The following is a 24262-nucleotide window of genomic DNA, read 5'->3' as shown; positions in this document are numbered from 1 at the left end:
GGTGCGCGTGCAGCAAGGTCATGCCGGTGTTGATGATCAGGTCGACCGTGGCCGCGTCCCGGTTGAAATAGTCACTGTGGGCCACCGCCTCGAGATCGCTGTCCAGGGCGCTGAGGGTTTGCACCAGCCATGCCGCCGATGCCACCGGGCCACGCAACGCCAGGCTGGCCACGTCGAACAGCAGCCAGGCGCCCTGGCCGAGCAGCGCCCAACGGCTTTCTGCCGTGGAGGTGCTTTGCGCGTCGGCCAGCGCCACCCGCAACGCCTGGTTGGCGGCATAGAGCTTTTCATCCACACCCGTGGCCCAGTGGCAGCTGGCGAGTTCGGCGGGGGCCGGCTTTTCCGGCAGGTTATAAGGGTCGATGCCGATGCTGCCGATGTGCGGCTCCTTGAACCCGCCGTGGTCATAGATGGAGCGTGCCGTTGGGTTCATCCACGCCACCAGGCTCTGCTGCAGCTCGGTGGAGGCGCGAATCGCCGCCATCATCGCCTCCAGGCTGGCGTACTCCAGCAGCGTATCCTTGGCGTAGAGCGGACGGTACAGCAACACCCGCGAGGGCTGCGCACAGAACAATACGTACATGGCCTGGACCAGGTCGGAATGCGTGGCGTCGGGACTGCGCTTGAAGGCCAGGGGCGCCAGCACGCTACTGGGTGACTCAGGATCCAGGTGGCCTTGGCAGAAATCGACGACGTGTTGCAGCCCGGCATCGGAAACCTTGCCATCGAGCTTGGCCAGCAGGGCACTGAATAACAGCCCCTGGCGCCACTCCCGGGCGAAGTGCCGGGTACGCTGCGCCCGGCTTGACGGGTCACCCAGGGTGGTCGCCACGTAGCGAGGGTATTTGCCTCCGATGTCGACGCGCTGGACCACGCCCTTGAGGTAGTCGACCGTCAGCCACGGCATGATCAATTGTCCAGTGCGGTGCCGTATGCCCTTGATGACCGCCGCGCCCAGTGAACTGAGGTTGCCGATGGCGAAGGCGGTCAGGCTTACCTCGCCCCTGTCGGCCAACGGCTCCCCCCCGCCTGCGCCGCTTCCCGCGCCACCCGGAATGCCCTCGGCGGTGGCGAGCGACAGCAACAGGTCGTCAGGAAAATAGTTCGCTTCTACCGGATAGTCCGCCAGCAACTGTTCGCGCAAGCGTTCGCGCGCGTAGGTCTGCAGGTCCTGGACGCCATCGAGCGCCGAGCCCCCTTCGGCCTGCGCTTGCGCCAAGGCCATACTCAACAGGGCTTCCTGGGCTGCGAAGCTGTCGCTGGCCGAGGCGCTGGACAGGCCTGGCGGGAGTTTGGCCTGAACGCCATCGTCGTGGAAGTAGCCGCCAAGTAGCCACTGCGCGGGGTCGCTCAACTGCGCGAACAGGGCCTCCATCCGTGCCACCGAGAGGCCACGCAGACGCAACTGAGCGATGTGCTCGCACATCCTCGCCAGCAGCAGCGCACTCTGCTGCGCGAACACGTTGCCCTCGAGCGCATGGCGCTCCCAGTTCAGCGTGTCGAAGCTGTGCGCGAGCGCCAACGCATCGCGCAGGGCCAGGCCAAACGCCTCAAGCGACGCGAAGGCCGTGACCTGGGTCGACGGCCTGCACCACAGCACCACCTGCGCTTCGTCCCATTCGCCCACCACCAACAGGCCGGGTTGCACGACCGTGAACACCTGGTCATCCCAGCCCAGCCTGGCCTGCACGACGAACGTCGCCGGCTGCTCGGCACCGCCCTCGATCAGGCCACGCACGCACGCCTGCGCCTTGGCATCGAGCCCCTGCGCAGGCAGGTTGCTCAGCAGCGCCATCTTCAACAGCAACTGCAGCCACCGGTCGCGGCTCTTGCCAGCGCTGCCCCGGCCCTGCCAATAGTCCAGCTGCGCTTGGCAGAAGAGCTCGGGCAAGCGCGCCAGCAACCCGTTGAAGGCGTCCGTCACCCCGCTCAGGCGGCGGGTATCGAACTCGCTGCGCGAGCCGGCGAAGCGGTGGGTCGCCACCAGCCCGAGGTTGTGGTGGCGCCCTTCGAGCGCTTCCAGGTTCATGGGCTGCTCCGCGACCATGGCCTGCAACACCAGGTCGACCAAGCTGTCGGTGGTGTAGTAGTTGGTGCCGGGCACAGGGCTGTCGAGCATCAGCGGGTCGGCGTCGGTCAGCGCCGGGGTGACCGACGCCAGCCATGGCAAGTGTTCGAGCAGCAGGCTCAGCACCTGCGTGCTGGCCACCTGGCGCAGGGTCGGACGGTTGGCGAACTGCCGGGCGGCAGCGCCCTTGAAATCGAACAGGGGTGTCGAAGGTGTCGTCATGGTGAACGCCTCCTGGTGAGTGGACTGCCACCATGCCGTCACCCACCAGCCTGCGAGGCTGTACATATTGCGCGCCCCAGAAACGACAAGGGCCCGGCGCTTTCACGCCAGGCCCCTGCCTGTTACCGCTCACGATCAGCTGTAAACACGCCCCAGCAGCTGACGGTGGCTCTCGAACTGATCCAGCACGTCACGCACGATCTGCTCGCGGGTGAAGCCCATCAGGTCGTACTCCTGGCTGCCATCGTGCAGGTACACCTCGGCACGGTAGAAGCGCTGACGCACTTCCGGCTCGCCCTCGACCGGCGCCTCGCTCGGCGCGGCCATGTAACCGTCCAGGCTGGCTTCGTAGACGAAGGGGTTACCCTCTTCCATCATCACCCGCAGGCCCATCATGTTGCGTGACTGGCCTACACGGGTCTCGACCTCGAAGCCCAGGGTGCGAAGCTGCTCGGCGGCCTCTTTCAGCGCCGGGCTGACCTGCTTGTCCATGAAACGCTGGACCACGGCCTGGGTCGGTTGCAGGTCCAACTGGCTCAGGCGCTCGCTGAAGCCGCGACGGCCACGGGCGGCCAGCTCGGCGCGCTCGCTCTCGACCGCGACGTCCTGCTTCATGGCCTTCATGAGGCCGAACATGAACAGCACCAGGACCACCGAGAACGGCAGGCCGGCCAGTACCACCATGGTCTGCATGGCCTCGAAGTTACCGGCGAACAGCAAGCCGATGGTGACCAGGGTGATGACCACCGACCAGAACACCACCATCCAGTGCGGGGCGTCCTCGTCGACCTTGCCGCCTTTGCACGACAGGTTGGCCATCATCACCGCGCCGGAGTCGGCGGGAGTCAGGAACAGCACGAAGCCGACGAACACGGCTACACCGATGACAATCTTGGCGGCCGGGAAGAACTCCAGCAGCTGGTAGATCGACATCGACGGCTGTTCGAGCGCCGTCTTGCCCAGCTCCACCGCACCCTGGTTGATCACCAGGTCCAATGCGGTGTTACCGAAGATCGACAGCCAGGCCAGGGTGAAGCCCAGAGGAATCAGCAGCACGCCGCTGACCAGCTGGCGCACGGTACGGCCCTTGGAGATACGGGCAATGAACATGCCGACGAACGGGCCCCAGGAGATCCACCAGGCCCAGTAGAACACGGTCCACAGGCCCAGCCAGCGCTCGGACTTGTCGTTGTCGCCTTCGTAGACATACAGGTCGAAGGTCTTCAGCACGACACCGTTGAGGTAGTCGCCGATGTTCTGCACGAAGCCGTTGAGCAGGTGCAGGGTGTTGCCGGCCAGCAGCACGAAGATCAGCAGGCCGCTGAACAGCAGGATATTCAGGTTGGACAGGCGACGGATACCGTTCTCCACGCCCGACACCGCGGCCACGGTGGCAACGCCCGCCATGACCAGGATCACCACCAGCAGGTTGGTCTTGCTGTGGTCCATGCCGAACAGGTACTCCAGGCCCGAAGCCACCTGCATCGAACCGATACCGAGGTTGGTCACCAGGCCCAGCAGGGTGACGAACATGCCGAAGATGTCCACGGCATGGCCGGCGCCACCCTTGACCCAACGCTCACCGACCAGCGGATAAAGCGCCGAGCGCAGTGCCAGCGGCTGGTTGTGACGGTAGGCGAAGTAACCCACGGCAAGCCCCACCAGGGCGTAGATTGCCCAGCCGTGCAGGCCCCAGTGCAGGAAAGTCAGCTGCAGGCCCTGGCGCGCGGCCTCGAGGCTGGCCGGGGTGCCCTCGGGTGGGTTGAAGTAGTGGTCCAGCGGCTCGGAGGCGCCGAAGTACAGCAGCGAGATACCGATGCCCGAGGAGAACAGCATCCCGGCCCAGGCGCCGTAGCTGAAGTCGGGGGTGTCGTCCTTGCCGCCAAGCTTGAGCTTGCCGAAATCGGAGAAGGCCAGGTAGACGACGAACAGCAGGTAACCGCAGATCACCAGCATGTAGTACCAGCCGAAGGTACGGGTCAGCCATTTCTGGGCAACGCCCAGCGCCTGGCCGGCGGCTTCGGGTACAGCAATCAGCAGGGCAGTCAGAACGAGGATCATCAGCGCAGAGGTGTAGAACACCACGCGGTTGACCCGTACCCGCTCGGCGGGAGGCTTTGTCAGGGAGGCAGAACTCATTGCACGAATGCTCCGGGCAGTGCGGCAGTGGAGGCTAAACAGTTATTTCCCGCGCAATTGGTGCAATAGCCCTACTACGCAAGGTGTTATAAAAGGCACCTGGAAACCGTGATCCCGAATCGAAACGCTGCAAAAAATACAGACCGGCCGTCTGTCGCATTGCCACGCACTCAGCAGAAGGTGCGCGCATTCGCCACAGACCACCTGGCCCGCTCCAAGGGCCGACCGCGCAGTCCATGACCGCTCGGCAGAATCTGTCCTTTGCATCGCTCATGCCCGTCAACGCCTTGTATTCCGGGGGTTACACGATTTCCTGGGGTGTCGATTCGTGTCCCTTTGACGGCCTGAAAAACTGTCAATGGCACAAATTGTCGCAGAGCTTATTCTTTATTGATTGAACGTTCAATCAAAACAAAATAGACTGGCCTTCGCCGAGGCAGCCGCTCGTCGTCTGCCCGCAGGCCTGAGGAGATAGCAAGATGCCCAAGGTCGGTATGCAACCCATCCGCCGCCAGCAGTTGATCGAAGCCACGTTACAGGCGGTCGATCAGGTCGGACTGGGCGATGCCAGCATTGCGCTGATTGCCCGTTTGGCCGGCGTGTCGAACGGCATCATCAGTCACTACTTTCAGGACAAGAACGGCCTGATCGCAGCGACGATGCGCCACATCATGAACATGCTCAACGAGGGTGTGATCGCGCGTCGTCAGGCACTCACGGACGACAGCCCGCGTGCCCACCTGAAGGTGATCATCGAAGGCAACTTCGATGCGAGCCAGGTGAATGGCCCGGCAATGAAAACCTGGCTGGCCTTCTGGGCCTCCAGCATGCACCAGCCGTCTTTGCACAGGTTGCAGCGGATCAACGATCACCGTCTGTATTCCAACCTGTGCTGCCAGTTCCGCCGCGTCCTGCCGCTCTACCATGCGCGCAAGGCTGCCCGCGGGCTGGCGGCCCTGATCGACGGCCTGTGGTTGCGTGGCGCCCTGTCGGGGGATGCATTCGACACCGACCAGGCGATACGCATCGCTTACGAATACATGGATCTACAACTGGCGAAACAGCAGTCCCTGGGCACAACCGACCAGGCCTCTGAACAGCCGCGCGCAGCGACCAGCCAACCGGCAGGAGCGTGACGCGGCAGCCAACCACACACTGCACTTGCGAGGACACTATGGCCCGTTTCGGAACGCAAAAACTCTACATTGATGGCGCTTACGTCGACGCAGGCAGCGACGCCACCTTCGAAGCCATCAACCCGGCCACCGGCGAAGTCCTCGCCCATGTGCAGCGCGCGACCCAAGCCGACGTCGAAAAAGCCGTCGAAAGCGCCGAGCGCGGCCAGAAAATCTGGGCCGCGATGACCGCCATGCAGCGTTCGCGCATCCTGCGCCGCGCCGTCGACATCCTGCGCGAGCGCAACGACGAGCTGGCCATGCTGGAAACCCTGGACACCGGCAAGTCGTACTCCGAAACCCGCTACGTCGACATCGTCACCGGCGCCGACGTACTGGAGTACTACGCAGGCCTGGTACCGGCCATCGAAGGCGAGCAGATCCCGCTGCGCGAATCGTCCTTCGTCTACACCCGCCGCGAGCCGCTGGGCGTGACCGTCGGTATCGGCGCCTGGAACTACCCGATCCAGATCGCCCTGTGGAAATCCGCCCCGGCCCTGGCCGCCGGCAACGCGATGATCTTCAAGCCGTCGGAAGTCACCTCGCTGACCACCCTGAAACTGGCCGAGATCTTCACCGAAGCCGGCCTGCCGAACGGCGTGTTCAACGTCCTGACCGGCAGCGGCCGCGAAGTCGGCACCTGGCTGACCGAGCACCCGCGCATCGAGAAAGTCTCCTTCACCGGCGGCACCACCACCGGCAAGAAAGTCATGGCCAGCGCCTCCAGCTCGTCGCTGAAGGAAGTGACCATGGAACTGGGCGGCAAGTCGCCACTGATCATCTGCGACGACGCCGACCTGGACAAGGCCGCCGACATCGCCATGATGGCCAACTTCTACAGCTCCGGTCAGGTCTGCACCAACGGCACCCGCGTGTTCATCCCAGCCTCGATGAAAGCCGCCTTCGAAGCCAAGATCGCCGAGCGCGTCGCCCGCATCCGTGCCGGCAACCCGGAAGACGAGAACACCAACTTCGGCCCGCTGGTCAGCTTCCAGCACATGGAAAGCGTGCTGTCGTACATCGCCAAGGGTAAAGAAGAAGGCGCCCGCGTACTGTGCGGCGGTGAGCGTCTGCTGGACGGCGACTTCGCCAAGGGCGCGTTCGTGGCCCCGACTGTGTTCACCGACTGCAGCGACGACATGACCATCGTCAAGGAAGAGATCTTCGGCCCGGTGATGAGCATCCTCAGCTACGAGACCGAGGAAGAAGTCATCCGTCGCGCCAACGACACCGAATACGGCCTGGCCGCCGGCGTTTGCACCAACGACATCAGCCGCGCGCACCGCATCATCCACAAGCTCGAGGCCGGCATCTGCTGGATCAACGCCTGGGGCGAGTCGCCGGCGGAAATGCCGGTTGGCGGTTACAAGCAGTCGGGCGTCGGCCGTGAGAACGGTGTCAGCTCGCTGGCTCAATACACTCGCATCAAGTCGGTCCAGGTCGAGCTGGGCGGCTACAACTCGGTTTTCTAAACCCCGTTTAGCCACGCCCGTGCCTTCGCGCACGGGCGCTTGCGCTCCCTGACCACCGCCAACGAGGGTACTTTTCATGTCCCAAGAATTCGATTACATCATCGTCGGTGCCGGCTCGGCCGGTAACACCCTGGCCACCCGCCTGACCGAAGACGCCAGCGTCACCGTGCTGCTGCTGGAAGCCGGTGGCCCCGACTACCGCTTCGACTTCCGCACCCAGATGCCGGCCGCCCTGGCCTTCCCGCTGCAGGGCCGTCGCTACAACTGGGCCTACGAGACCGATCCGGAGCCGTTCATGGACGGTCGCCGCATGGAGTGTGGCCGCGGCAAGGGCCTGGGTGGCTCCTCGCTGATCAACGGCATGTGCTACATCCGCGGCAACGCCATGGACTTCGACGGCTGGGCGGAACTGCCGGGCCTGGAAGACTGGACCTACCTGGACTGCCTACCGTACTTCCGTAAAGCCGAAACCCGCGACATCGGCCCGAACGACTACCACGGTGGCGACGGCCCTGTCAGCGTGGCCACGCCGAAAGCCGGCAACAACCCGCTGTTCCACGCCATGGTCGAAGCCGGCGTGCAGGCCGGTTACCCGCGCACCGAAGACCTCAACGGCTACCAGCAGGAAGGCTTCGGCCCGATGGACCGTTCGGTGACCAAGAACGGCCGTCGCTCCAGCACCGCCCGCGGCTACCTGGACCAGGCCAAGAAACGCCCGAACCTGACCATCGTCACCCACGCCCTGACTGACCGCGTGTTGTTCGACGGCAAGCGCGCCGTCGGCGTGACCTACCTGGTCGGTGACAGCGAAGAGCGTGTCGAAGCCCGCGCGCGCAAGGAAGTCATCGTCAGCTCCGGCGCCATCGCTTCGCCGCAGCTGCTGCAGCGCTCCGGCGTCGGCCCGCGCGCACTGCTGGAAAGCCTCGACATCCCGGTGGTCCACGACCTGCCAGGCGTCGGCGAGAACCTGCAGGACCACCTCGAACTGTACCTGCAGTACGCCTGCACCCAGCCGGTGTCGCTGTATCCGTCGCTGCTGTGGTGGAACCAGCCAGCCATCGGTGCCGAGTGGCTGTTCAACGGCACCGGCATCGGCGCCAGCAACCAGTTCGAGGCCGGTGGCTTCATCCGCACCCGTCCTGAATTCAAGTGGCCGAACATCCAGTACCACTTCCTGCCGGTAGCGATTAACTACAACGGCTCGAACGGTGTGAAAGAACACGGCTTCCAGGCGCACATGGGTTCCATGCGCTCGCCAGCCCGTGGTCGCATCCAGGCCAAATCGAAAGACCCGCGCCAGCACCCAAGCATCCTGTTCAACTACATGTCCACCGAGCAGGACTGGCAGGAATTCCGCGACGGTATTCGCCTGACCCGCGAAATCATGGCCCAGCCGGCGCTGGACCCGTACCGCGGTCGCGAGATCAGCCCAGGCGCCCACGTGCAGACCGACGAAGAGCTGGACAAGTTCATCCGCGAGCACGCCGAAACCGCCTTCCACCCATCCTGCTCGTGCAAGATGGGCACCGACGACATGGCAGTGGTCGACGGCGAAGGTCGCGTGCATGGCATGCAGGGCCTGCGCGTGGTCGACGCCTCGATCATGCCGCTGATCATCACCGGCAACCTCAACGCCACCACGATCATGATCGCCGAGAAGATCTCGGACAAGATCCGTGGCCGCAAGCCGCTGCCGCGCAGCACCGCCAAGTACTACGTGGCCGGCGATGCACCGGTGAAGGGCAAGCCGATGCGTGAAGTGAAGCAAGCGTAAGCCTGCTGCGGCAACACAAGAAAAGGCACCTCTCGAGGTGCCTTTTCTACATCTGCAGAAACGCTTTACAGCCTGCCAATTCATCAGGTTAGAATCGATTGGCACGCGACCTGCTAGTTCATGCTTCCAGGTCCCTTCCCCCGCGATATCCCGGAGTACCACCTTTGGATGCGAGCACCATCAACAGCCTGTTCCTGATCGGCGCTTTACTGGTGGGCGCAAGCATCCTGGTCAGCTCGCTGTCATCGCGCCTGGGCATCCCCATTCTCGTCATCATCCTCGCGGTCGGCATGATTGCCGGGGTCGATGGTGGCGGCATCATCTTCAACAACTACCCGACCGCCTACCTGGTGGGCAACCTGGCACTCGCCGTGATCCTGCTCGACGGCGGCCTGCGCACCCGGGTGGCGAGCTTCCGCGTGGCGCTGTGGCCGGCCCTGTCGTTGGCCACGGTCGGCGTGCTGATCACCACCGGCCTGACCGGCATGGTCGCCGCCTGGCTGTTCAACCTGAACCTGATCCAGGGCCTGTTGATCGGCGCCATCGTCGGCTCCACCGATGCCGCGGCGGTGTTCTCGCTGCTCGGCGGCAAGGGCCTGAACGAGCGGGTCACCGCCACCCTGGAGATCGAGTCGGGCAGCAACGACCCGATGGCGGTGTTCCTCACCGTCACCCTGATCGACATGATCGCCAGCGGCCAGACCGGCCTGCACTGGAGCCTGCTCACCCACCTGCTGCGCGAGTTCGGCATCGGCGGGCTGATGGGCCTGGGCGGCGGCTGGCTGATGCTGCAACTGGTCAATCGCATCAACCTGGCCAGCGGCCTGTACCCGATCCTGGTGGTAGCCGGCGGACTGGCGGTGTTCTCCCTGACCAACGCCCTGCACGGCAGCGGCTTCCTGGCCGTGTACCTGTGCGGCCTGGTGCTGGGTAACCGGCCGATCCGCAGCCGCCACGGCATCCTGCACATGCTCGACGGCATGGCCTGGCTGGCGCAGATCGGCATGTTTCTGGTGCTCGGCCTGCTGGTCACGCCCCACGACCTGCTGCCCATCGCCCTGCCGGCCCTGGGCCTGGCGCTGTGGATGATCCTGGTGGCCCGCCCGCTGTCGGTGGTGGCCGCCCTGCTGCCGTTCAAGGCCTTCCATGGTCGCGAGAAAGGCTTTATCAGCTGGGTCGGCCTGCGTGGCGCGGTACCGATCATCCTGGCGGTGTTCCCGCTGATGGCGGGGCTGCCCCAGGCCCAGCTGTTCTTCAACCTGGCCTTCTTCATCGTGCTGGTGTCACTGCTGGTGCAAGGCACCAGCCTGCCGTGGATGGCCAAGCTGCTGAAGGTCACGGTACCGCCGGACCCGGCGCCGATTTCCCGCTCCGCACTCGAAGTGCACGTCACCAGCGAGTGGGAGCTGTTCGTCTACCGCCTGGGCGCCGAGAAATGGTGCATCGGCGCCGCCCTGCGCGAGCTGAAGATGCCCGAGGGCACGCGCATCGCCGCCTTGTTTCGCGGCGAGCAACTGCTGCACCCATCGGGCAGCACCGTGCTGGAAGTCGGCGACATGCTCTGCGTGATCGGCCACGAACATAACCTGCCGGCGCTGGGCAAGCTGTTCAGCCAGGCACCACAGCGTGGCCTGGACCTGCGTTTCTTCGGCGACTTCGTCCTCGAAGGCGATGCCGAACTGGGCGCGGTGGCCGCGCTGTATGGCCTGAAACTCGATGGCCTGGACGCGAACATGCCGCTGGCGCAGTTCATCCGACAGAAGGTCGGAGGCGCGCCAGTAGTAGGCGACCAGATCGAATGGCACGGCACGATCTGGACCGTCGCGGTCATGGACGGGAACAAGATCCAGAAAGTGGGCGTCAGATTCCCCGAAGGTACCCGCCCCGGACCCGGGCTGTTCCTCTAAACTCCGATTTGCCGCGTAACACAAGAACTCTGCCTATGTCCCTGCGTGACCATTGCCGCGCAGCCCTGCTGGGGCTGTGCCTGACCCTCTCGTTCGCCGCCGGCGCGGTGGAAGTCCCGACCACCCCGGGCATCCAGAGCAGCCTGAGCAAGATCGCCGAGCGCAAGCTGCCGGAAACCGAGCAGAAAGCCGTGCAGCAGGTGCTGGAGCAGACCCTGGCGCTGCTCAACGCCCGCGACGACAGCGAAAAGAAGCTCGAAGCCCTCAAGCAGCAGCTGGCCGGCGCCCCCCAGGAGATCCGCGACAGCCAGCGCGAGTTGATCAAGCTCAAGGCCAGCACCACCCCGCCGGTGGCGCAGCGCTACGCCAGCCTGACGGTACCGCAGCTCGAGCAGATGCTCAGCGAACGCAGCACCCAGCAGGGCGATTTGCAAAAGGCGCTGTCCGAAGCAAACAGCCTGATCATCAATGCGCAGACCCGTCCTGAACGCGCCCAGGCCGAGATCAGCGGCAACCAGATGCGCGCCCAGCAGATCAACAGCAGCCTCAAGAGCGGCAAGGACAACGGCAAGGCGATCAACGCCGACCAGCGCAACCAGCTCAACGCCGAGCTGGCCTCGCTCAACGCGCTGACCCTGCTGCGCCGCCAGGAACTGGCCGGCAACAGCGTGCTGCAGGACCTGGGCAACGCCCGCCACGACCTGCTGATCGAGCGCGCCACCCGCCTGGAGCAGGAAATCCAGGACCTGCAGACGCTGATCAACGAAAAGCGCCTGGCCCAGTCGCAACAGGCCGTCACCCGCCAGTCGATCGAGGCGCAGAAGGCCGGCGGCAGCAACCTGCTGGCCACCGAGAGCACCGCCAACCTGCAACTGTCCGACTACCTGCTGCGCAGCACCGATCGCCTCAACGAGGTGACCCAGCAGAACCTGCGTACCAAGCAACAGCTCGACAGCCTCACCCAGGCCGACCAGGCCCTGGACGAACAGATCAACGTGCTCAAGGGCAGCCTGCTGCTGTCGAAGATCCTCTACAAGCAGAAGCAGGCCCTGCCGCACCTGAAGCTTGACCGCAACCTGGCCGACCAGATCGCCGATATCCGCCTCTACCAGTTCGAGATCAACCAGGAACGCGAACAGATGAGCAGCCCGTCCACCTATGTGGACAAGCTGCTGGCCAGCCAGCCCGAGGAAGATGTCACCCCGCAACTGCGCAAGGCCCTGCTGGAAGTGGCGATCACCCGCAGCGACTTGCTCGAACGATTGAACCGCGAGCTGTCGGCGCTGCTCAACGAATGCATCACCCTGCAGTTGAACCAGAAGCAACTGCTGAGCACCGCCCAGAACCTGCGCACCACGCTGGAAGAACAGATGTTCTGGATCCCCAGCAACAAGCCGCTGGACTGGCAATGGCTGCGCGAGGTACCCGAGCGCCTGACCACCCAGGTGGCCAGCCTGCCTTGGGGCGCAGGCATCAAGGAGCTGGCGGACGGCCTGGTGCAACAGCCGCTGCTGTTCCTGCCGCTGATCCTGGTGATCGGCGCCCTGCTGTGGCGGCGCAAGGCGCTGTACCGACGGCTGGGCAAGGTCCACCAGGACATCGGCCACTTCAAGCGCGACAGCCAGTGGCACACGCCCCAGGCGATCCTGATCAACATCCTCCTGGCCCTGCCGGTGGCCCTGGCCCTGACCCTGGGCAGCTACGCCCTGCAGCTCGATGCCCGCGGGCAGAACGCCAACCTCGGCGCCGCCCTGTGGCAGATCGCCCAGGCCTGGCTGGTGTTCTACACCGCCTACCGTATCCTCGCCCCGGGCGGCGTGGCCGAGATCCACTTCCGCTGGCACAAGCCGCAGGTCGAGTTCCTGCGCGGCTGGGTGCGCCGGCTCGGCACCGTGGTGCTGGCCCTGGTCGGCGTGGTGGCGGTGGCCGAACACCAGCCATCGGCCCTGGCCGAGGACGTGCTGGGCATCGGCGTGGTACTGACCTGCTACGCGCTGATGGCCTGGCTGCTCAGCCGCCTGCTGCTGAGCAGCCCGGCGCACCGCAACACCTCGCTGTTCCGCAAGGCCGTCGGGGTGGCCTTCACCGCCCTGCCCATCGCCCTGTTCGTGGCGGTGTGCTTCGGCTACTACTACACCGCCCTCAAGCTCACCGACCGGCTGATCTACACCCTCTACCTGCTGCTGTTCTGGCTGGTGATCGAGGCCGCATTCGTGCGCGGCCTGTCGGTGGCGGCGCGGCGCCTGGCCTACCAGCGCGCCCTGAGCAAACGCCAGGCGGCCAAGGAGGGGCTCGACGGCGAAGTGGTGGTCGAGGAGCCGACCCTGGACATCGAGCAAGTCAACCAGCAGTCCCTGCGTCTGATCCGCCTGGCCCTGCTCGGCGGCTTCATCGGCGGGCTGTACTGGGTCTGGGCAGACCTGATCACGGTATTCGCCTACCTCAACAACATCACCCTCTACGAATACAGCAGCGGCACCGGCGCGGCGGCGAGCATGGTACCGATCAGCCTCGGCGACCTGCTCGGCGCCATGGTCATCGCCGGCATCGCCGTGGCCCTGGCCAGCAACCTGCCGGGCTTGCTCGAGGTGCTGGTGCTGTCGCGCCTGAACCTTGCCCAGGGCAGCGCCTACGCCATCACCACGCTGCTGTCCTATGTGATCGCCGGCGTCGGCATCGTCAGCACCCTGGCCACCCTCGGGGTCAGCTGGGACAAGCTGCAATGGCTGGTGGCGGCCCTGTCGCTGGGCCTGGGCTTCGGCATGCAGGAGATCTTCGCCAACTTCATCTCCGGCATCATGATCCTGTTCGAGCGCCCGGTGCGCATCGGCGACACCATCACCATCGGCAACCTGTCCGGCACGGTGAGCAGGATCCGCATCCGCGCCACCACCATCACCGACTTCGACCGCAAGGACATCATCGTCCCCAACAAGACCTTCATCACCGGCCAGCTGATCAACTGGTCGCTGACCGACACGGTCACCCGGGTGACGCTGAAGCTGGGCATCGACTACGGCTCGGACCTTGACCTGGTGCGCGACCTGCTGCTCAAGGGCGCCCACGAGAACCCACGGGTGCTCAAGGATCCGGAACCGCTGGTGTACTTCCTCAACTTCGGCGAAAGCTCGCTGGACCACGAGCTGCGCATGCATGTGCGCGACCTGGGCGACCGCAACCCGACCCTGGACGAGCTGAACCGCTATATCAACCGCGAGTTCAAGGCGCACAACATCAAGATCTCGGTGCGCCAGGTGGAGGTGTTCCTCATGGACCCGAAGAACGGCAAGCAGCAATTGATCCCGATGGACGGCAAACCGGACAGCACGCCGCCGAGCTGAGTGGACTACGACAGGCATGCCCTCCAGAATGCAGGCGAGGGCTTTGCCCTCGATGGCACCGAATCCAGGAGCAGGCCCCGTGAAGTCCCTCGAGCAACTCACCTTCGACAACCGCTTCGCCCAACTCGGCGATGCCTTCTCCACCCAGGTCCTGCCCGACCCGATCGCCGATCCACGCCTGGTCGTCGCCAGTGAATCGGCCATGGCCCTGCTCGATCTCGACCCGGCACAGGCCGAGCTGCCGGTGTTCGCCGAGCTGTTCAGCGGCCACAAGCTTTGGGAAGAGGCCGACCCACGGGCGATGGTGTATTCCGGTCACCAGTTCGGCTCGTACAACCCGCGCCTGGGTGATGGTCGTGGCCTGCTGCTGGGCGAGGTTCTCAACGATGCCGGCGAGCACTGGGACCTGCACCTCAAGGGCGCCGGCCAGACGCCCTACTCGCGCATGGGCGACGGCCGCGCCGTGCTGCGCTCGTCGATCCGCGAATTCCTCGCCTCCGAGGCCCTGCACGCCCTGGGCATTCCCAGCAGCCGCGCGCTGTGCGTGATCGGCTCGAGCACCCCGGTATGGCGCGAAGCCCGCGAGAGCGCTGCCATGCTCCTGCGCCTGGCCCAAAGCCACGTGCGCTTCGGCCACTTCGAATACTTCTACTACACCAAGCAACCGGAACAGCAGCGGGTGCTGATAGACCATGTGCTGGAGCAGCACTACCCCGAGTGCCGCGACGCCGAGCAGCCCTACCTGGCCATGTTCCGCACCCTCGTCGAGCGCAACGCCGAGCTGATCGCCCGCTGGCAGGCCTATGGCTTCTGCCACGGAGTGATGAACACCGACAACATGTCGATCCTGGGCATCACCTTCGACTTCGGCCCCTACGCCTTCCTCGACGACTTCGACGCCAACTTCATCTGCAACCATTCCGATGACCGGGGCCGCTACAGCTACGCCAACCAGGTGCCAATCGCCCACTGGAACCTCAGCGCCCTGGCCCAGGCCCTGACCACGGTGATCGAAGTCGAGCCGCTGAAGGAGGCGCTGGGGCTGTTCCTGCCGCTGTACCAGGCGCACTACCTTGACCTGATGCGCCGCCGCCTGGGGCTGACCACGGCCGAGGACGACGACATGGCGCTGGTCGAGCGCCTGCTGCAGTGCATGCAGCGGGGGGGCGTGGACTACACCCTGTTCTTCCGCCGCCTGGGCGAGCAGCCCGTGGCCCAGGCCCTGCAGGTGGTGCGGGAAGATTTCATCGACCTGGCCGGCTTCGACGCCTGGAGCACCGACTACCAGGCGCGCTGCGCGCGCGAAGCGGGCAATGCAGAAGGGCGCCGCGAGCGCATGCATGCGATCAATCCCCTGTATGTGCTGCGCAACTACCTGGCGCAGAAGGCCATCGAAGCCGCCGAGGCGGGCGACTACAGTGAAGTGCGGCGGCTGCATCAGGTGCTGGGCAAGCCGTTCGAGGAACAGCCCGGGATGCAGGCCTATGCCGAACGGCCACCTGAGTGGGGCAAGCACCTGGAAATCAGCTGTTCGTCATGAACCCCGGGGCCGCTACGCGGCCCCAGCCACATCAAGGAGATAAAATGTCCGCCCCCCTGGTAATCCCCTGCCCTCACTGCAACGGCCTCAACCGCCTGCCCGCCGAGCGCCTGGGCGACAGCCCCAAATGCGGCCGCTGCAAGCAGGACGTGCTGCTCGCTCAGCCCTTCGAACTGAACGAGGGCACCTACGCCGCCCAGATCAAAGGCGACCTGCCGTTGCTGCTGGATGTCTGGGCCGACTGGTGCGGCCCCTGCAAGAGTTTCGCCCCGGTGTTCGAACAGGCCGCCCGTCACCTCGCCGGCCGCTGCCGCCTGGCCAAGCTCGACAGCGAGGCCAACCGCAACCTGGCCGGCCAGCTCGGCATCCGCTCGATCCCCAGCCTGATCCTGTTCAGGAACGGCCGCGAAGTGGCTCGCCAGGCCGGCGCGTTCCCACTGCAGTCGTTGCTGGAGTGGCTGCGCAGCCAGGGTGTCTAGGCGCTGCGCTCCAGCAGATCATGCAACTCGACGAACTGCTGGGTAAGCTTGTGCCGTGGCTCCAGGTGGATCAACGGCAGGCTGGCATGGTGGGATTCGCGCATCTTCACCGAACTGCCCAGGTACACCGGCAGTACCGGCAGGCCCTCGGCCAGCAGCTCGTCGAGCATCTGCTGGGGCAGGCTGGCCCGTGACTGGAACTGGTTGACCACGATACCCTCGACCACCAGCTCGTCGTTGTGGTCTTCCTTGAGTTCGTCGATCTCGGCCAGCAGGCCGTACAGCGCCTGGCGCGAGAAGCTGTCACAGTCGAAGGGAATCAGCACGCGATCGGCGGCGATCAGTGCGGAAACCGCGTAGAAGTTCAACGCCGGCGGCGTATCGATGTAGATCCGCTCGTAGTCTTCGTCCAGCTCGTCGAGCAGTTTGCGCAGCTTGTTGATCTTGTGCTTGGCCTCGAGCTTGGGCTGCAGGTCGGCCAGCTCCGGGGTGGCGGTCACCACGTGGAGGTTGTCGAAGGGGGTTTCGTAGATATCGACCTTGTTCTTCTTGGCGAACGGCCCGCTGGACAGCGACTGCTTGAAGAAGTCGGCGATGCCCATGGGGATGTCGTCGCCGGTCAGGCCGGTCAGGTACTGGGTCGAGTTGGCCTGGGCATCCAGGTCGATCAGCAGGGTCCGATAGCCTTCACTGGCACTGACCGCCGCGAGATTACAGGCAATGCTCGACTTGCCCACGCCACCTTTCTGATTGAACACCACGCGCCGCATGTCAGACCTCCGTGTATCAACGAATGCCCGAGTATGTGGTCAGCGCAGCGGTTTAGCCAGCACCTTCGGGCTGTTCCAGCCCGGCCAGCAGGGCGATGAAGGCATTGGCCATGGCCGAGCCGGGCGCCTCGCGACGTACCAGCCACACGGCGGTCATGGCCTCTTCGTCGAGCAACGTGCGGTACACCACGCCTTCGATGCGCATGCGCTGGAACGAGGCCGGCAACACCGAAACACCCAACCCCGCCGACACCAGGCCGATGATGGTCATCGCCTCACCGGCTTCCTGGGCGAAATGCGGGCTGAAACCCGCCTGGCGCGCCAGGCTCAGCAACTGGGCATGCAGGCCACTGCCGTAGCTGCGCGGGAAGAATACGAACGGCTCATGGGCCAGGGCTTGCATATGTACACCCTGTTCGCTGCCAATGGCCAGCGGGTGCGATGCATTGAGCACGGCTACCAGGGGTTCGCGGAACAGCTCGGTGCAAGCGATCCCTTCCGGCAACGGCATCGGTCGCATCAGGCCGATTTCGATGGACTCGTCGAACACCGCCTCCACCACTTCTCGGCTGCTCATTTCCTTGAGGTTGAGGTGCACTGACGGATAGCGCTGGCGGAAGGCCCGAATTGCCTGGGGAATCCGCGAGGTGAAGGGTGCCGACGAGGTGAAGCCGATCTTCATCTCGCCCAACTCGCCCAGTTGCGCTCGTCGTGCCACGTCGGCAGCTTTCTCCACCTGCGCCAGCACCTGGCGCGCCTCCTCGAGGAACAGCCGCCCGGCCTCGCTCAACTCGACCCGACGGTTGGTGCGCTCGAACAGGCGCGCGCCCAACTCCTGTTCCAGTGCCTGGATCTGCTGGCTCAAGGGTGGCTGGGAAATACCCAGCTGCTGAGCGGCGCGGCCGAAGTGCAGCTCCTCGGCCACGGCGATGAAATAGCGCAGATGACGCAACTCCATGATCGACTCCAAACAGGTCGTAAAACGTCTTGAACGGGTCGAACAATATATTGGATCTAATCATTAGCCAGCTATATGCTTTTTTTACCGCAGCACCGGCCCCAGCGCCCGAGGTACCCTCTGTGAGATCCGTCGTAGTCCCCCTGCCTGCCGAACCCGAGCCTGTCGTCGACGATACCTGGATCGAGAAAGGCTCCCCCGCCTTCATGAAGACCGTGCTGGCCCTGTTCAGCGGTGGCTTCGCCACCTTTGCCCTGTTGTACTGCGTGCAGCCGATGATGCCGCTGCTGTCCCGGGAGTTTTCCATCAACGCCGCGCAGAGCAGCCTGGTGCTGTCGGTGTCCACCGCCATGCTGGCGTTCGGGCTGCTGGTCACCGGGCCGATCTCCGACCGCATCGGGCGCAAGCCGGTGATGGTCTTCGCCCTGCTCTGCGCCGCCCTGTCGACCCTGGCCAGCGCGGTGATGCCGAACTGGGAGCTGGTGCTGGCGACGCGCGCCCTGGTGGGTTTGTCGTTGAGCGGCCTGGCGGCGGTGGCGATGACCTACCTGAGCGAAGAAATCCACCCGCAGCACATCGGCCTGGCCATGGGCCTGTACATCGGTGGCAACGCCATCGGCGGCATGAGCGGGCGCCTGATCACCGGCGTGCTGATCGACTTTGTCAGCTGGCACACGGCGATGCTCACCATCGGCGGATTGGCCCTGGCAGCGGCGCTGGTGTTCTGGAAAGTGCTGCCCGAATCGCGCAACTTCCGGCCCCAGGCCCTGAATCCGCGCAGCCTGCTGGACGGCTTCGCCATGCACTTCAGGGACGCAGGGTTGCCCTGGCTGTTCCTCGAAGCCTTCCTGCTGATGGGCGCCTTCGTCACCCTGTTCAACTACATCGGCTACCGCCTGCTGGCTGGGCCCTATCACATGAACCAGGCGCTGGTCGGGTTGCTGTCGGTGGTGTATTTGTCAGGGATATACAGTTCGGCGCAGGTCGGCGCCCTGGCCGACAGGCTGGGACGGCGCAAGGTGTTCTGGGCCAGCATACTGGTGATGGCCGGGGGCCTGTTGATGACCCTGGCCACCCCATTGGCGATGATCATCGTCGGCATGCTGGTGTTCACCTTCGGCTTCTTCGGCGCGCACTCGGTGGCCAGCAGCTGGATCGGCCGCCGGGCGCTGAAGGCCAAGGGACAGGCGTCTTCGCTTTACCTGTTCTGCTACTACGCGGGATCAAGTGTCGCCGGGACTGCCGGCGGGGTGTTCTGGCACCGGTGGGGCTGGAACGGGACAGGGCTGTTCATTGCCAGCCTGCTGGCGGTCGCATTGCTGGTGGCGCTGCACCTGAGCAAGTTGGCGCCTAAGTCAGGCTGATCCCACGACCGCTCAGTGCCGGTGTCAGACGCTCAGACCGATGGCTGGCTCAACGGCGCAGGGGCGTTCCACAGGCTGCCCAGGTTCTGCAACAACGACCCGGCAATTCCTTGCTGCCCCAGGTACTGCAGGATCAACGGCGCGAACTGCCCGATCATCCCGGTATCCATGCCCAGCGCCTTGAAGGCGTTGTCCAGGTCGCGGCGGTTCTGCACCTCACCGCCCAGCGCGTTGCTCAGCGCCGAGCTGTTCTTGTCATTGCCGAGCAACTGCCCCAGGCCGCTCAGCCCTCCCAGCGCATTGGTGCCCGACAGCAGGTCCAGCCCGGGCACGGCCTTGGTCAGTTGCCCATAGTCGTCGCCGCTGAGGTTGTTGCGCGCCAGCCCCAGCATCGCCCCGGCACCACCGATGGCCTGCTCTGGGGTGATCTTCAATTCGCTGCCCAAGGTGTTGAGGAGGTTGGCCTGGCCGGCCGGCGCCTGCACCTGACCCTGTTGGTTCTGGTTCTGCATGGCCGAGACGGCGTTGGCCGCGTCGCTGAGGTTGAAGGCGAACACCGGGCTTGCGGCCAGGGTCATCAGGGTTGCCAGGGTGATTGCTTTCATCAGGAGGGACCTCGTCGGCCGGAATGGCCGGAAAACGAGGGATTGGACTGGAGCGCCGGGGGTTTGTTCCGGGCCGGCCATCGGTGTTCATTGCAGGGTCTTATCGCGGGGCAAGCTGCTCCCACGAAGCCCTGGGTCATTCGTGGGAGCGGGCTTGCCCCGCGATGGACATTTACTGGCCGGCTCTGTTCTCCACCGCACAGGCCAGCGCATCCGCCTGCCCCCAGGCGATCTGCATGGCCCGCAGCCCAAGCTTGAGCAACTGCCGCGTCTCCTCGTCCTCGATACGGTCCAGTGCCCGGTAGCTGTCGCTGAAGGCGAACATCAGGTAGTGGGAGACGTTGGCCAGCACGTATTCCATGGGCACGACACCATTCCTGAGCCCTCACGAATCCAGTGAGAAACAACCTGAGAATGAGTAGGAGCTTTCCCAGACCTGATATTTTTGCCAGTTGTCACTCGGCTAACCTTCGTCGCAGAGTAGAGCGAAACCTGCCTCCAGACGGAGTTCACATGGCACAGAAATACAAAATCAAGTCAGGCACCGGCTTGCTGGCTTCAGACATGCAAGGATCCATTCTGCTCCATCGCCAACTGCCGGACGAACTTAAATTATCGTATGCGCCTTACGGAGGCTCATCCGCAAAATTGACTAAGCCCCCCATATTGAGTTTCAACGCTCAGCTTCGGGAGCACACGGGCCACTACCTGCTGGGAAACGGATATCGAATATTCAGTCCACAATTAATGCGCTTCATCTCGGCGGACCACCTAAGCCCATTTGGTGTCGGTGGCATCAATAGCTACATGTACTGCTCAGGCGACCCAGTCAACAACATTGACCCGAGCGGTCACGCTGGTATTAAAAGGCCCCTTGGGCATTTACTGGACCCCATCGGGGTTAATGGCGGAAAGCTGTACGAGTCGTTCTTGAGCGACGGGAAACGCATGCTTAACCCGAACAAACCAGCCAAACTAGGAACAGAGTACAAACAAGCCATATCCAATGGAATTGATGAGTCGAATGCGTTAATCGGAAAATTCAATAGATACAGCTCAAGAGAGGAAGCCCAACAATACATCGCGCATGAGAAAACAGCAGCAGCAGCTCAAAAAACCATGGAGCGGCATACCGGCTCGGACAGAGGTGATAAAGCGCATTACAAGCGAGCCAGTGAAGACGAAACAATGGCTAAATCACGAATGAAATTCTTGCGAACACAATACAACTTCATAGATGACTGGCTAGAGTTAAGAGTTATTCTGCCATCACTCCAGAGCGACATTTCAAAAGCAAACCAAGTGCTGAGATTAGGGGAGCCTTAAATGACGCTCGCACAAGCCCTGTACAACCGCACGGTAAACATCTAAAAACCAATGCCCCAAACGGGGCACTGGTGCATTCTGTTAAGCCGCACTAAACGTCTTATGTGGATCAATCACAAACTTCTTCGGCACCCCCGCATCAAACTCGCCATACCCCTCCGGCGCCTGATCCAGGCTGATCACCTGTACCCCCACCACTTCGGCGATATTGATGCGATCCCACATGATCGCCTGCATCAACTGGCGGTTGTACTTCATGGTCGGGGTCTGCCCGGTGTGGAAGCTGTGGGACTTGGCCCAACCCAGGCCGAAACGAATGCTCAGCGCGCCAATCTTGGCAGCGGCATCCACTGCGCCCGGATCCTCGGTCACGTACAGGCCCGGAATACCGATCTTGCCAGCCACGCGGGTCACCTGCATCAGCGAGTTGAGCACGGTGGCCGGGGCCTCGTGCTTGGCGCCTTCATGGCCATGGCCACGGGCCTCGAAGCCAACGGCATCGACGGCACAATCCACTTCCGGCTCACCGAGGATATCGATGATCTGCTCGTGCAGCGGAGTGTCCTTGGACAGGTCGACCACTTCGAAACCTTGCGACTTGGCATGGGCCAGCCGGGCCGGGTTGAGGTCGCCGACGATCACGCAGGCAGCGCCCAACAGGCGGGCGGAAGCGGCGGCGGCCAAGCCGACCGGGCCGGCACCTGCGACGTAGACGGTGCTGCCCGGGCCGACACCGGCAGTGACGGCGCCGTGGTAACCGGTGGGGAGGATGTCGGACAGGCAGGTCAGGTCGCGGATCTTCTCCATGGCCTTGTCGCGGTCCGGCAGTTTCAGCAGGTTGAAGTCGGCGTAGGGCACCAGTACGTACTCGGCCTGGCCGCCGGTCCAGTCGCCCATGTCAACGTAACCGTAGGCACCACCGGCGCGGGCCGGGTTGACGGTGAGGCAGACGCCGGTGTGCATCTCCTTGCACGAGCGGCAGCGACCGCAGGCGACGTTGAAGGGTACCGACACCAGATCGCCGATTTTCAGGCGTTCGACGTCACGGCCCATTTCGACGATTTCACCGGTGATTTCATGACCCAGGACCAGGCCGACCTGGGCGGTGGTGCGGCCGCGGACCATGTGCTGGTCGGAGCCGCAGATGTTGGTGGAGACCACCTTGAGGATGACGCCGTGCTCGATCTTCTTGCCGCGCGGGTCCTGCATCTTGGGGTAGTCGATCTTCTGCACCTCGACCTTGCCCGCGCCGAGATACACCACTCCACGGTTACCAGACATGCTTCTTACCTCGCTTGATTTGTATTTATGCAGCGGTGGTGGAAAGCGCCGCCTTTCCGTGGGCGGCCTGTGTTACTGGAATGAAGGGAATTGTGGGCTGGATAGGAGGCGGGGCGGTGACTGGATGCGACAAGCAAATGCCTGTTCACGGCAGGCCAAAAGCCGGGGCCGCTGTGCGGCCCTTTCGCGACACAAGGCCGCTCCTACATGGCCAGCGCAACCCCTGAGACTTGCGCTTTACCTGTGGGAGCGGCCTTGTGTCGCGATGGGCTGCAAAGCAGCCCCAATGTCAAAGCACCACAGTCCGATTGGCGTTGAGGAACACCCGTCGCTCGATGTGATAACCCACAGCCCGCGCCAGGGTCAGGCACTCGATATCGCGCCCCTTGGCGATCAGGTCCTCGGGATAGTGCGCATGGTCAACCACCTCGACGCCCTGGGCGATGATCGGCCCTTCGTCCAGGTCGTTGTTAATGTAGTGCGCCGTGGCGCCAACCATCTTCACGCCCTTGTTGTAGGCCTGGTGATACGGTTTGGCGCCCTTGAAACCGGGCAGCAACGAGTGGTGGATGTTGATCGCCCAGCCATCCAGTCGCCGGCACAACTCCGGCGACAGCACCTGCATGTAGCGGGCGAGGATCACCAGCTCGGCGCCGCTCTCCTCGATCACCTGCAGCACCTTGCGCTCCTGCGCCGGCTTGTCGTTCGGATCGAGGGCGAAGTGGTAATAGGGGATCTTGTGCCAATGTGCCAGCGGCTCGAGGTCAGGATGGTTGGACACCACCGCGACCACGTCCATGGCCAGCTGGCCGATGCGCTGGCGATACAGCAGGTCGTTAAGGCAGTGGTCGGCCTTGGACACCATGATCACCACCTTGGGGCGGTGATTCGGCGCGGTCAGCTCGAACGCCATGCCAAAGGCTTCGCTGCGCTCGGCCAGGCCTGCGCGAAAACCGTCCTCGTCGAAGCCATCGGGGGCACGGAACTCCACGCGAATGAAGAACCGCCCCGACAGCCGGTCATCGAAGGAATGGTGCTCGGTGACGTAGCAGCGTTGCTCGTAGAGATGACGCGTCACCACATCGACCGTGCCGAGCATGCTCGGGCAGTCGGCAGTGAGGATCCAAGTGTCCGGTGCCCGACTCATGGGTAATGCTCCTTACGCTTCGATGGCCAGGCCGTATTCGGCCGACGCGTCCTGCAGCCACAGCCACCAGTAGTCAGAGAAGCTGCGGCGGATCACCAGCTCCCAGGTGTCCTCGGCGGTGCGCCGGATCACCAGTTGCGACTTGGCGAACACGGTGCCAACGGCCTTGCCCACCGGGAAGTTGTTCGGGTGTACATCATAGCTGGTGGATTTCATCAGCACGTCGCGCACGTTCGGGCCGCGTAGCTCGAGCAGGGTCTGTCCGCCGCTGACGTTGACCACCTGGATATGCTGGCCGTCGAGGGCATCGCGCAGCTTCTGCTCGACGGCGAACTCCTGGCCGCCGGGGACAATCAGCAGCCACTCGTCCGGGCCCACCCATTGCAGCGACATCTCGCTGTTGGCGACCACGGTCAGAGCCACCGGCAGCTCCAGACCCAAGGCCTTGTGCACGCCGCCGGCGAAGGCCTGGTCATGGCCATTGCCACGGATAGTCAGGTGACCGAGGAGTTTCTTCTCGCGCAGGGTCACGCCTGCGTTCTTGCGGCCCTTGCCGACCAGGCTGGCCAGGTCGGCGTGGTGCAGCGGCGACTGGGCCTTGGCATCGCTGCCTGGGTTTTGCTGGAAGACGTTGATAGCGCTCATTTCTTACCTGCCTTGAATTCTTGTGCGAGGAACCACGCTGACCTCGAGG

General features: G+C 64.0%; 18 protein-coding genes. 9 read left to right on the top strand and 9 right to left on the bottom strand.

Annotated elements, in window-relative coordinates; translation table 11 throughout:
* Together CC207_RS13245 and CC207_RS13240 are read right to left on the bottom strand one after the other, a co-directional pair.
* Positions 1-2290 (bottom strand): dermonecrotic toxin domain-containing protein (locus CC207_RS13245; protein ID WP_371916450.1); only part of this gene is annotated, 2290 nt, incomplete at its 3' end.
* A 135-nt stretch (positions 2291-2425) separates the two neighbouring features.
* Positions 2426-4429, bottom strand: a complete 2004-nt coding sequence (locus tag CC207_RS13240; RefSeq protein WP_028688419.1) for a BCCT family transporter — start codon at positions 4427-4429, stop codon at positions 2426-2428.
* A 479-nt stretch (positions 4430-4908) separates the two neighbouring features.
* Between CC207_RS13240 and betI the strand changes: the two genes are divergently transcribed.
* From betI to trxC, 7 genes are all read left to right on the top strand, one after another.
* A complete protein-coding gene (gene betI, locus CC207_RS13235; RefSeq protein ID WP_028688420.1) occupies positions 4909-5565 on the top strand; it encodes a transcriptional regulator BetI in 657 nt (218 codons plus the stop codon).
* 38 nt (positions 5566-5603) lie between these two features.
* Positions 5604-7076, top strand: coding sequence for a betaine-aldehyde dehydrogenase (gene betB / locus CC207_RS13230; RefSeq protein WP_028688421.1), 1473 nt, complete (start codon positions 5604-5606; stop codon positions 7074-7076).
* Between the two features lie 76 nt (positions 7077-7152).
* Positions 7153-8850 carry a choline dehydrogenase gene (betA, locus tag CC207_RS13225; RefSeq protein ID WP_028688422.1) on the top strand — a complete coding sequence of 566 codons (1698 nt, stop codon included), beginning with the start codon at positions 7153-7155 and terminating at the stop codon, positions 8848-8850.
* Between the two features lie 164 nt (positions 8851-9014).
* Positions 9015-10757, top strand: coding sequence for a potassium/proton antiporter (locus CC207_RS13220; protein WP_088852232.1), 1743 nt, complete (start codon positions 9015-9017; stop codon positions 10755-10757).
* Positions 10758-10792: 35 nt separating this feature from the next.
* Positions 10793-14098 (top strand): mechanosensitive channel MscK, encoded by a 3306-nt coding sequence (mscK, locus tag CC207_RS13215; protein ID WP_084941999.1) that lies wholly within the window; start codon positions 10793-10795, stop codon positions 14096-14098.
* 79 nt (positions 14099-14177) lie between these two features.
* Entirely contained in the window at positions 14178-15638 is a 1461-nt protein-coding gene (selO, locus tag CC207_RS13210) for a protein adenylyltransferase SelO (RefSeq protein ID WP_088852231.1), read from the top strand.
* A gap of 44 nt (positions 15639-15682) precedes the next feature.
* The gene (gene trxC / locus CC207_RS13205) at positions 15683-16117 is read left to right on the top strand and encodes a thioredoxin TrxC (RefSeq protein WP_088852230.1); all 435 of its coding nucleotides are present in this window, start codon (positions 15683-15685) and stop codon (positions 16115-16117) included.
* Here the strand turns inward: trxC and CC207_RS13200 are convergent.
* Together CC207_RS13200 and CC207_RS13195 are read right to left on the bottom strand one after the other, a co-directional pair.
* Entirely contained in the window at positions 16114-16887 is a 774-nt protein-coding gene (locus CC207_RS13200; RefSeq protein WP_028688427.1) for a ParA family protein, read from the bottom strand. The two genes, trxC and CC207_RS13200, sit on opposite strands and share 4 nt — an antisense overlap.
* A 52-nt stretch (positions 16888-16939) precedes the next feature.
* Positions 16940-17845, bottom strand: coding sequence for a LysR family transcriptional regulator (locus CC207_RS13195; RefSeq protein WP_028688428.1), 906 nt, complete (start codon positions 17843-17845; stop codon positions 16940-16942).
* Positions 17846-18051: 206 nt separating this feature from the next.
* Here CC207_RS13195 and CC207_RS13190 point away from each other — a divergent pair, with 206 nt between their 5' ends.
* Positions 18052-19209 carry an MFS transporter gene (locus CC207_RS13190; RefSeq protein WP_232853376.1) on the top strand — a complete coding sequence of 386 codons (1158 nt, stop codon included), beginning with the start codon at positions 18052-18054 and terminating at the stop codon, positions 19207-19209.
* A 32-nt stretch (positions 19210-19241) separates the two neighbouring features.
* Here the strand turns inward: CC207_RS13190 and CC207_RS13185 are convergent, their stop codons facing one another.
* Positions 19242-19814, bottom strand: a complete 573-nt coding sequence (locus tag CC207_RS13185) for a DUF2780 domain-containing protein (protein ID WP_088852229.1) — start codon at positions 19812-19814, stop codon at positions 19242-19244.
* Between the two features lie 172 nt (positions 19815-19986).
* Entirely contained in the window at positions 19987-20175 is a 189-nt protein-coding gene (locus tag CC207_RS13180; protein ID WP_028688431.1) for a hypothetical protein, read from the bottom strand.
* A gap of 152 nt (positions 20176-20327) precedes the next feature.
* Here CC207_RS13180 and CC207_RS13175 point away from each other — a divergent pair, with 152 nt between their 5' ends.
* Complete coding sequence (locus tag CC207_RS13175) at positions 20328-21140, top strand: RHS repeat-associated core domain-containing protein (protein WP_232108732.1); 813 nt, start codon at positions 20328-20330, stop codon at positions 21138-21140.
* An 81-nt stretch (positions 21141-21221) separates the two neighbouring features.
* On the opposite strand, the gene fdhA is transcribed toward CC207_RS13175, so the two are convergent.
* From fdhA to CC207_RS13160, 3 genes are all read right to left on the bottom strand, one after another.
* Complete coding sequence (gene fdhA, locus CC207_RS13170; RefSeq protein ID WP_011536143.1) at positions 21222-22421, bottom strand: formaldehyde dehydrogenase, glutathione-independent; 1200 nt, start codon at positions 22419-22421, stop codon at positions 21222-21224.
* Positions 22422-22710: 289 nt separating this feature from the next.
* Complete coding sequence (gene purU / locus CC207_RS13165; RefSeq protein WP_028688432.1) at positions 22711-23568, bottom strand: formyltetrahydrofolate deformylase; 858 nt, start codon at positions 23566-23568, stop codon at positions 22711-22713.
* Positions 23569-23580: 12 nt separating this feature from the next.
* Positions 23581-24213: a sarcosine oxidase subunit gamma gene (locus CC207_RS13160; protein ID WP_028688433.1), complete on the bottom strand. Its 633-nt coding sequence runs from the start codon at positions 24211-24213 to the stop codon at positions 23581-23583.
* Between the last annotated feature and the right edge of the window lie 49 nt (positions 24214-24262).

The sequence above is a fragment of the Pseudomonas sp. DrBHI1 genome (assembly GCF_002205115.1).
GTDB lineage: Bacteria > Pseudomonadota > Gammaproteobacteria > Pseudomonadales > Pseudomonadaceae > Aquipseudomonas > Aquipseudomonas mosselii.
This window is presented reverse-complemented; position numbering and strand designations above follow the sequence as displayed.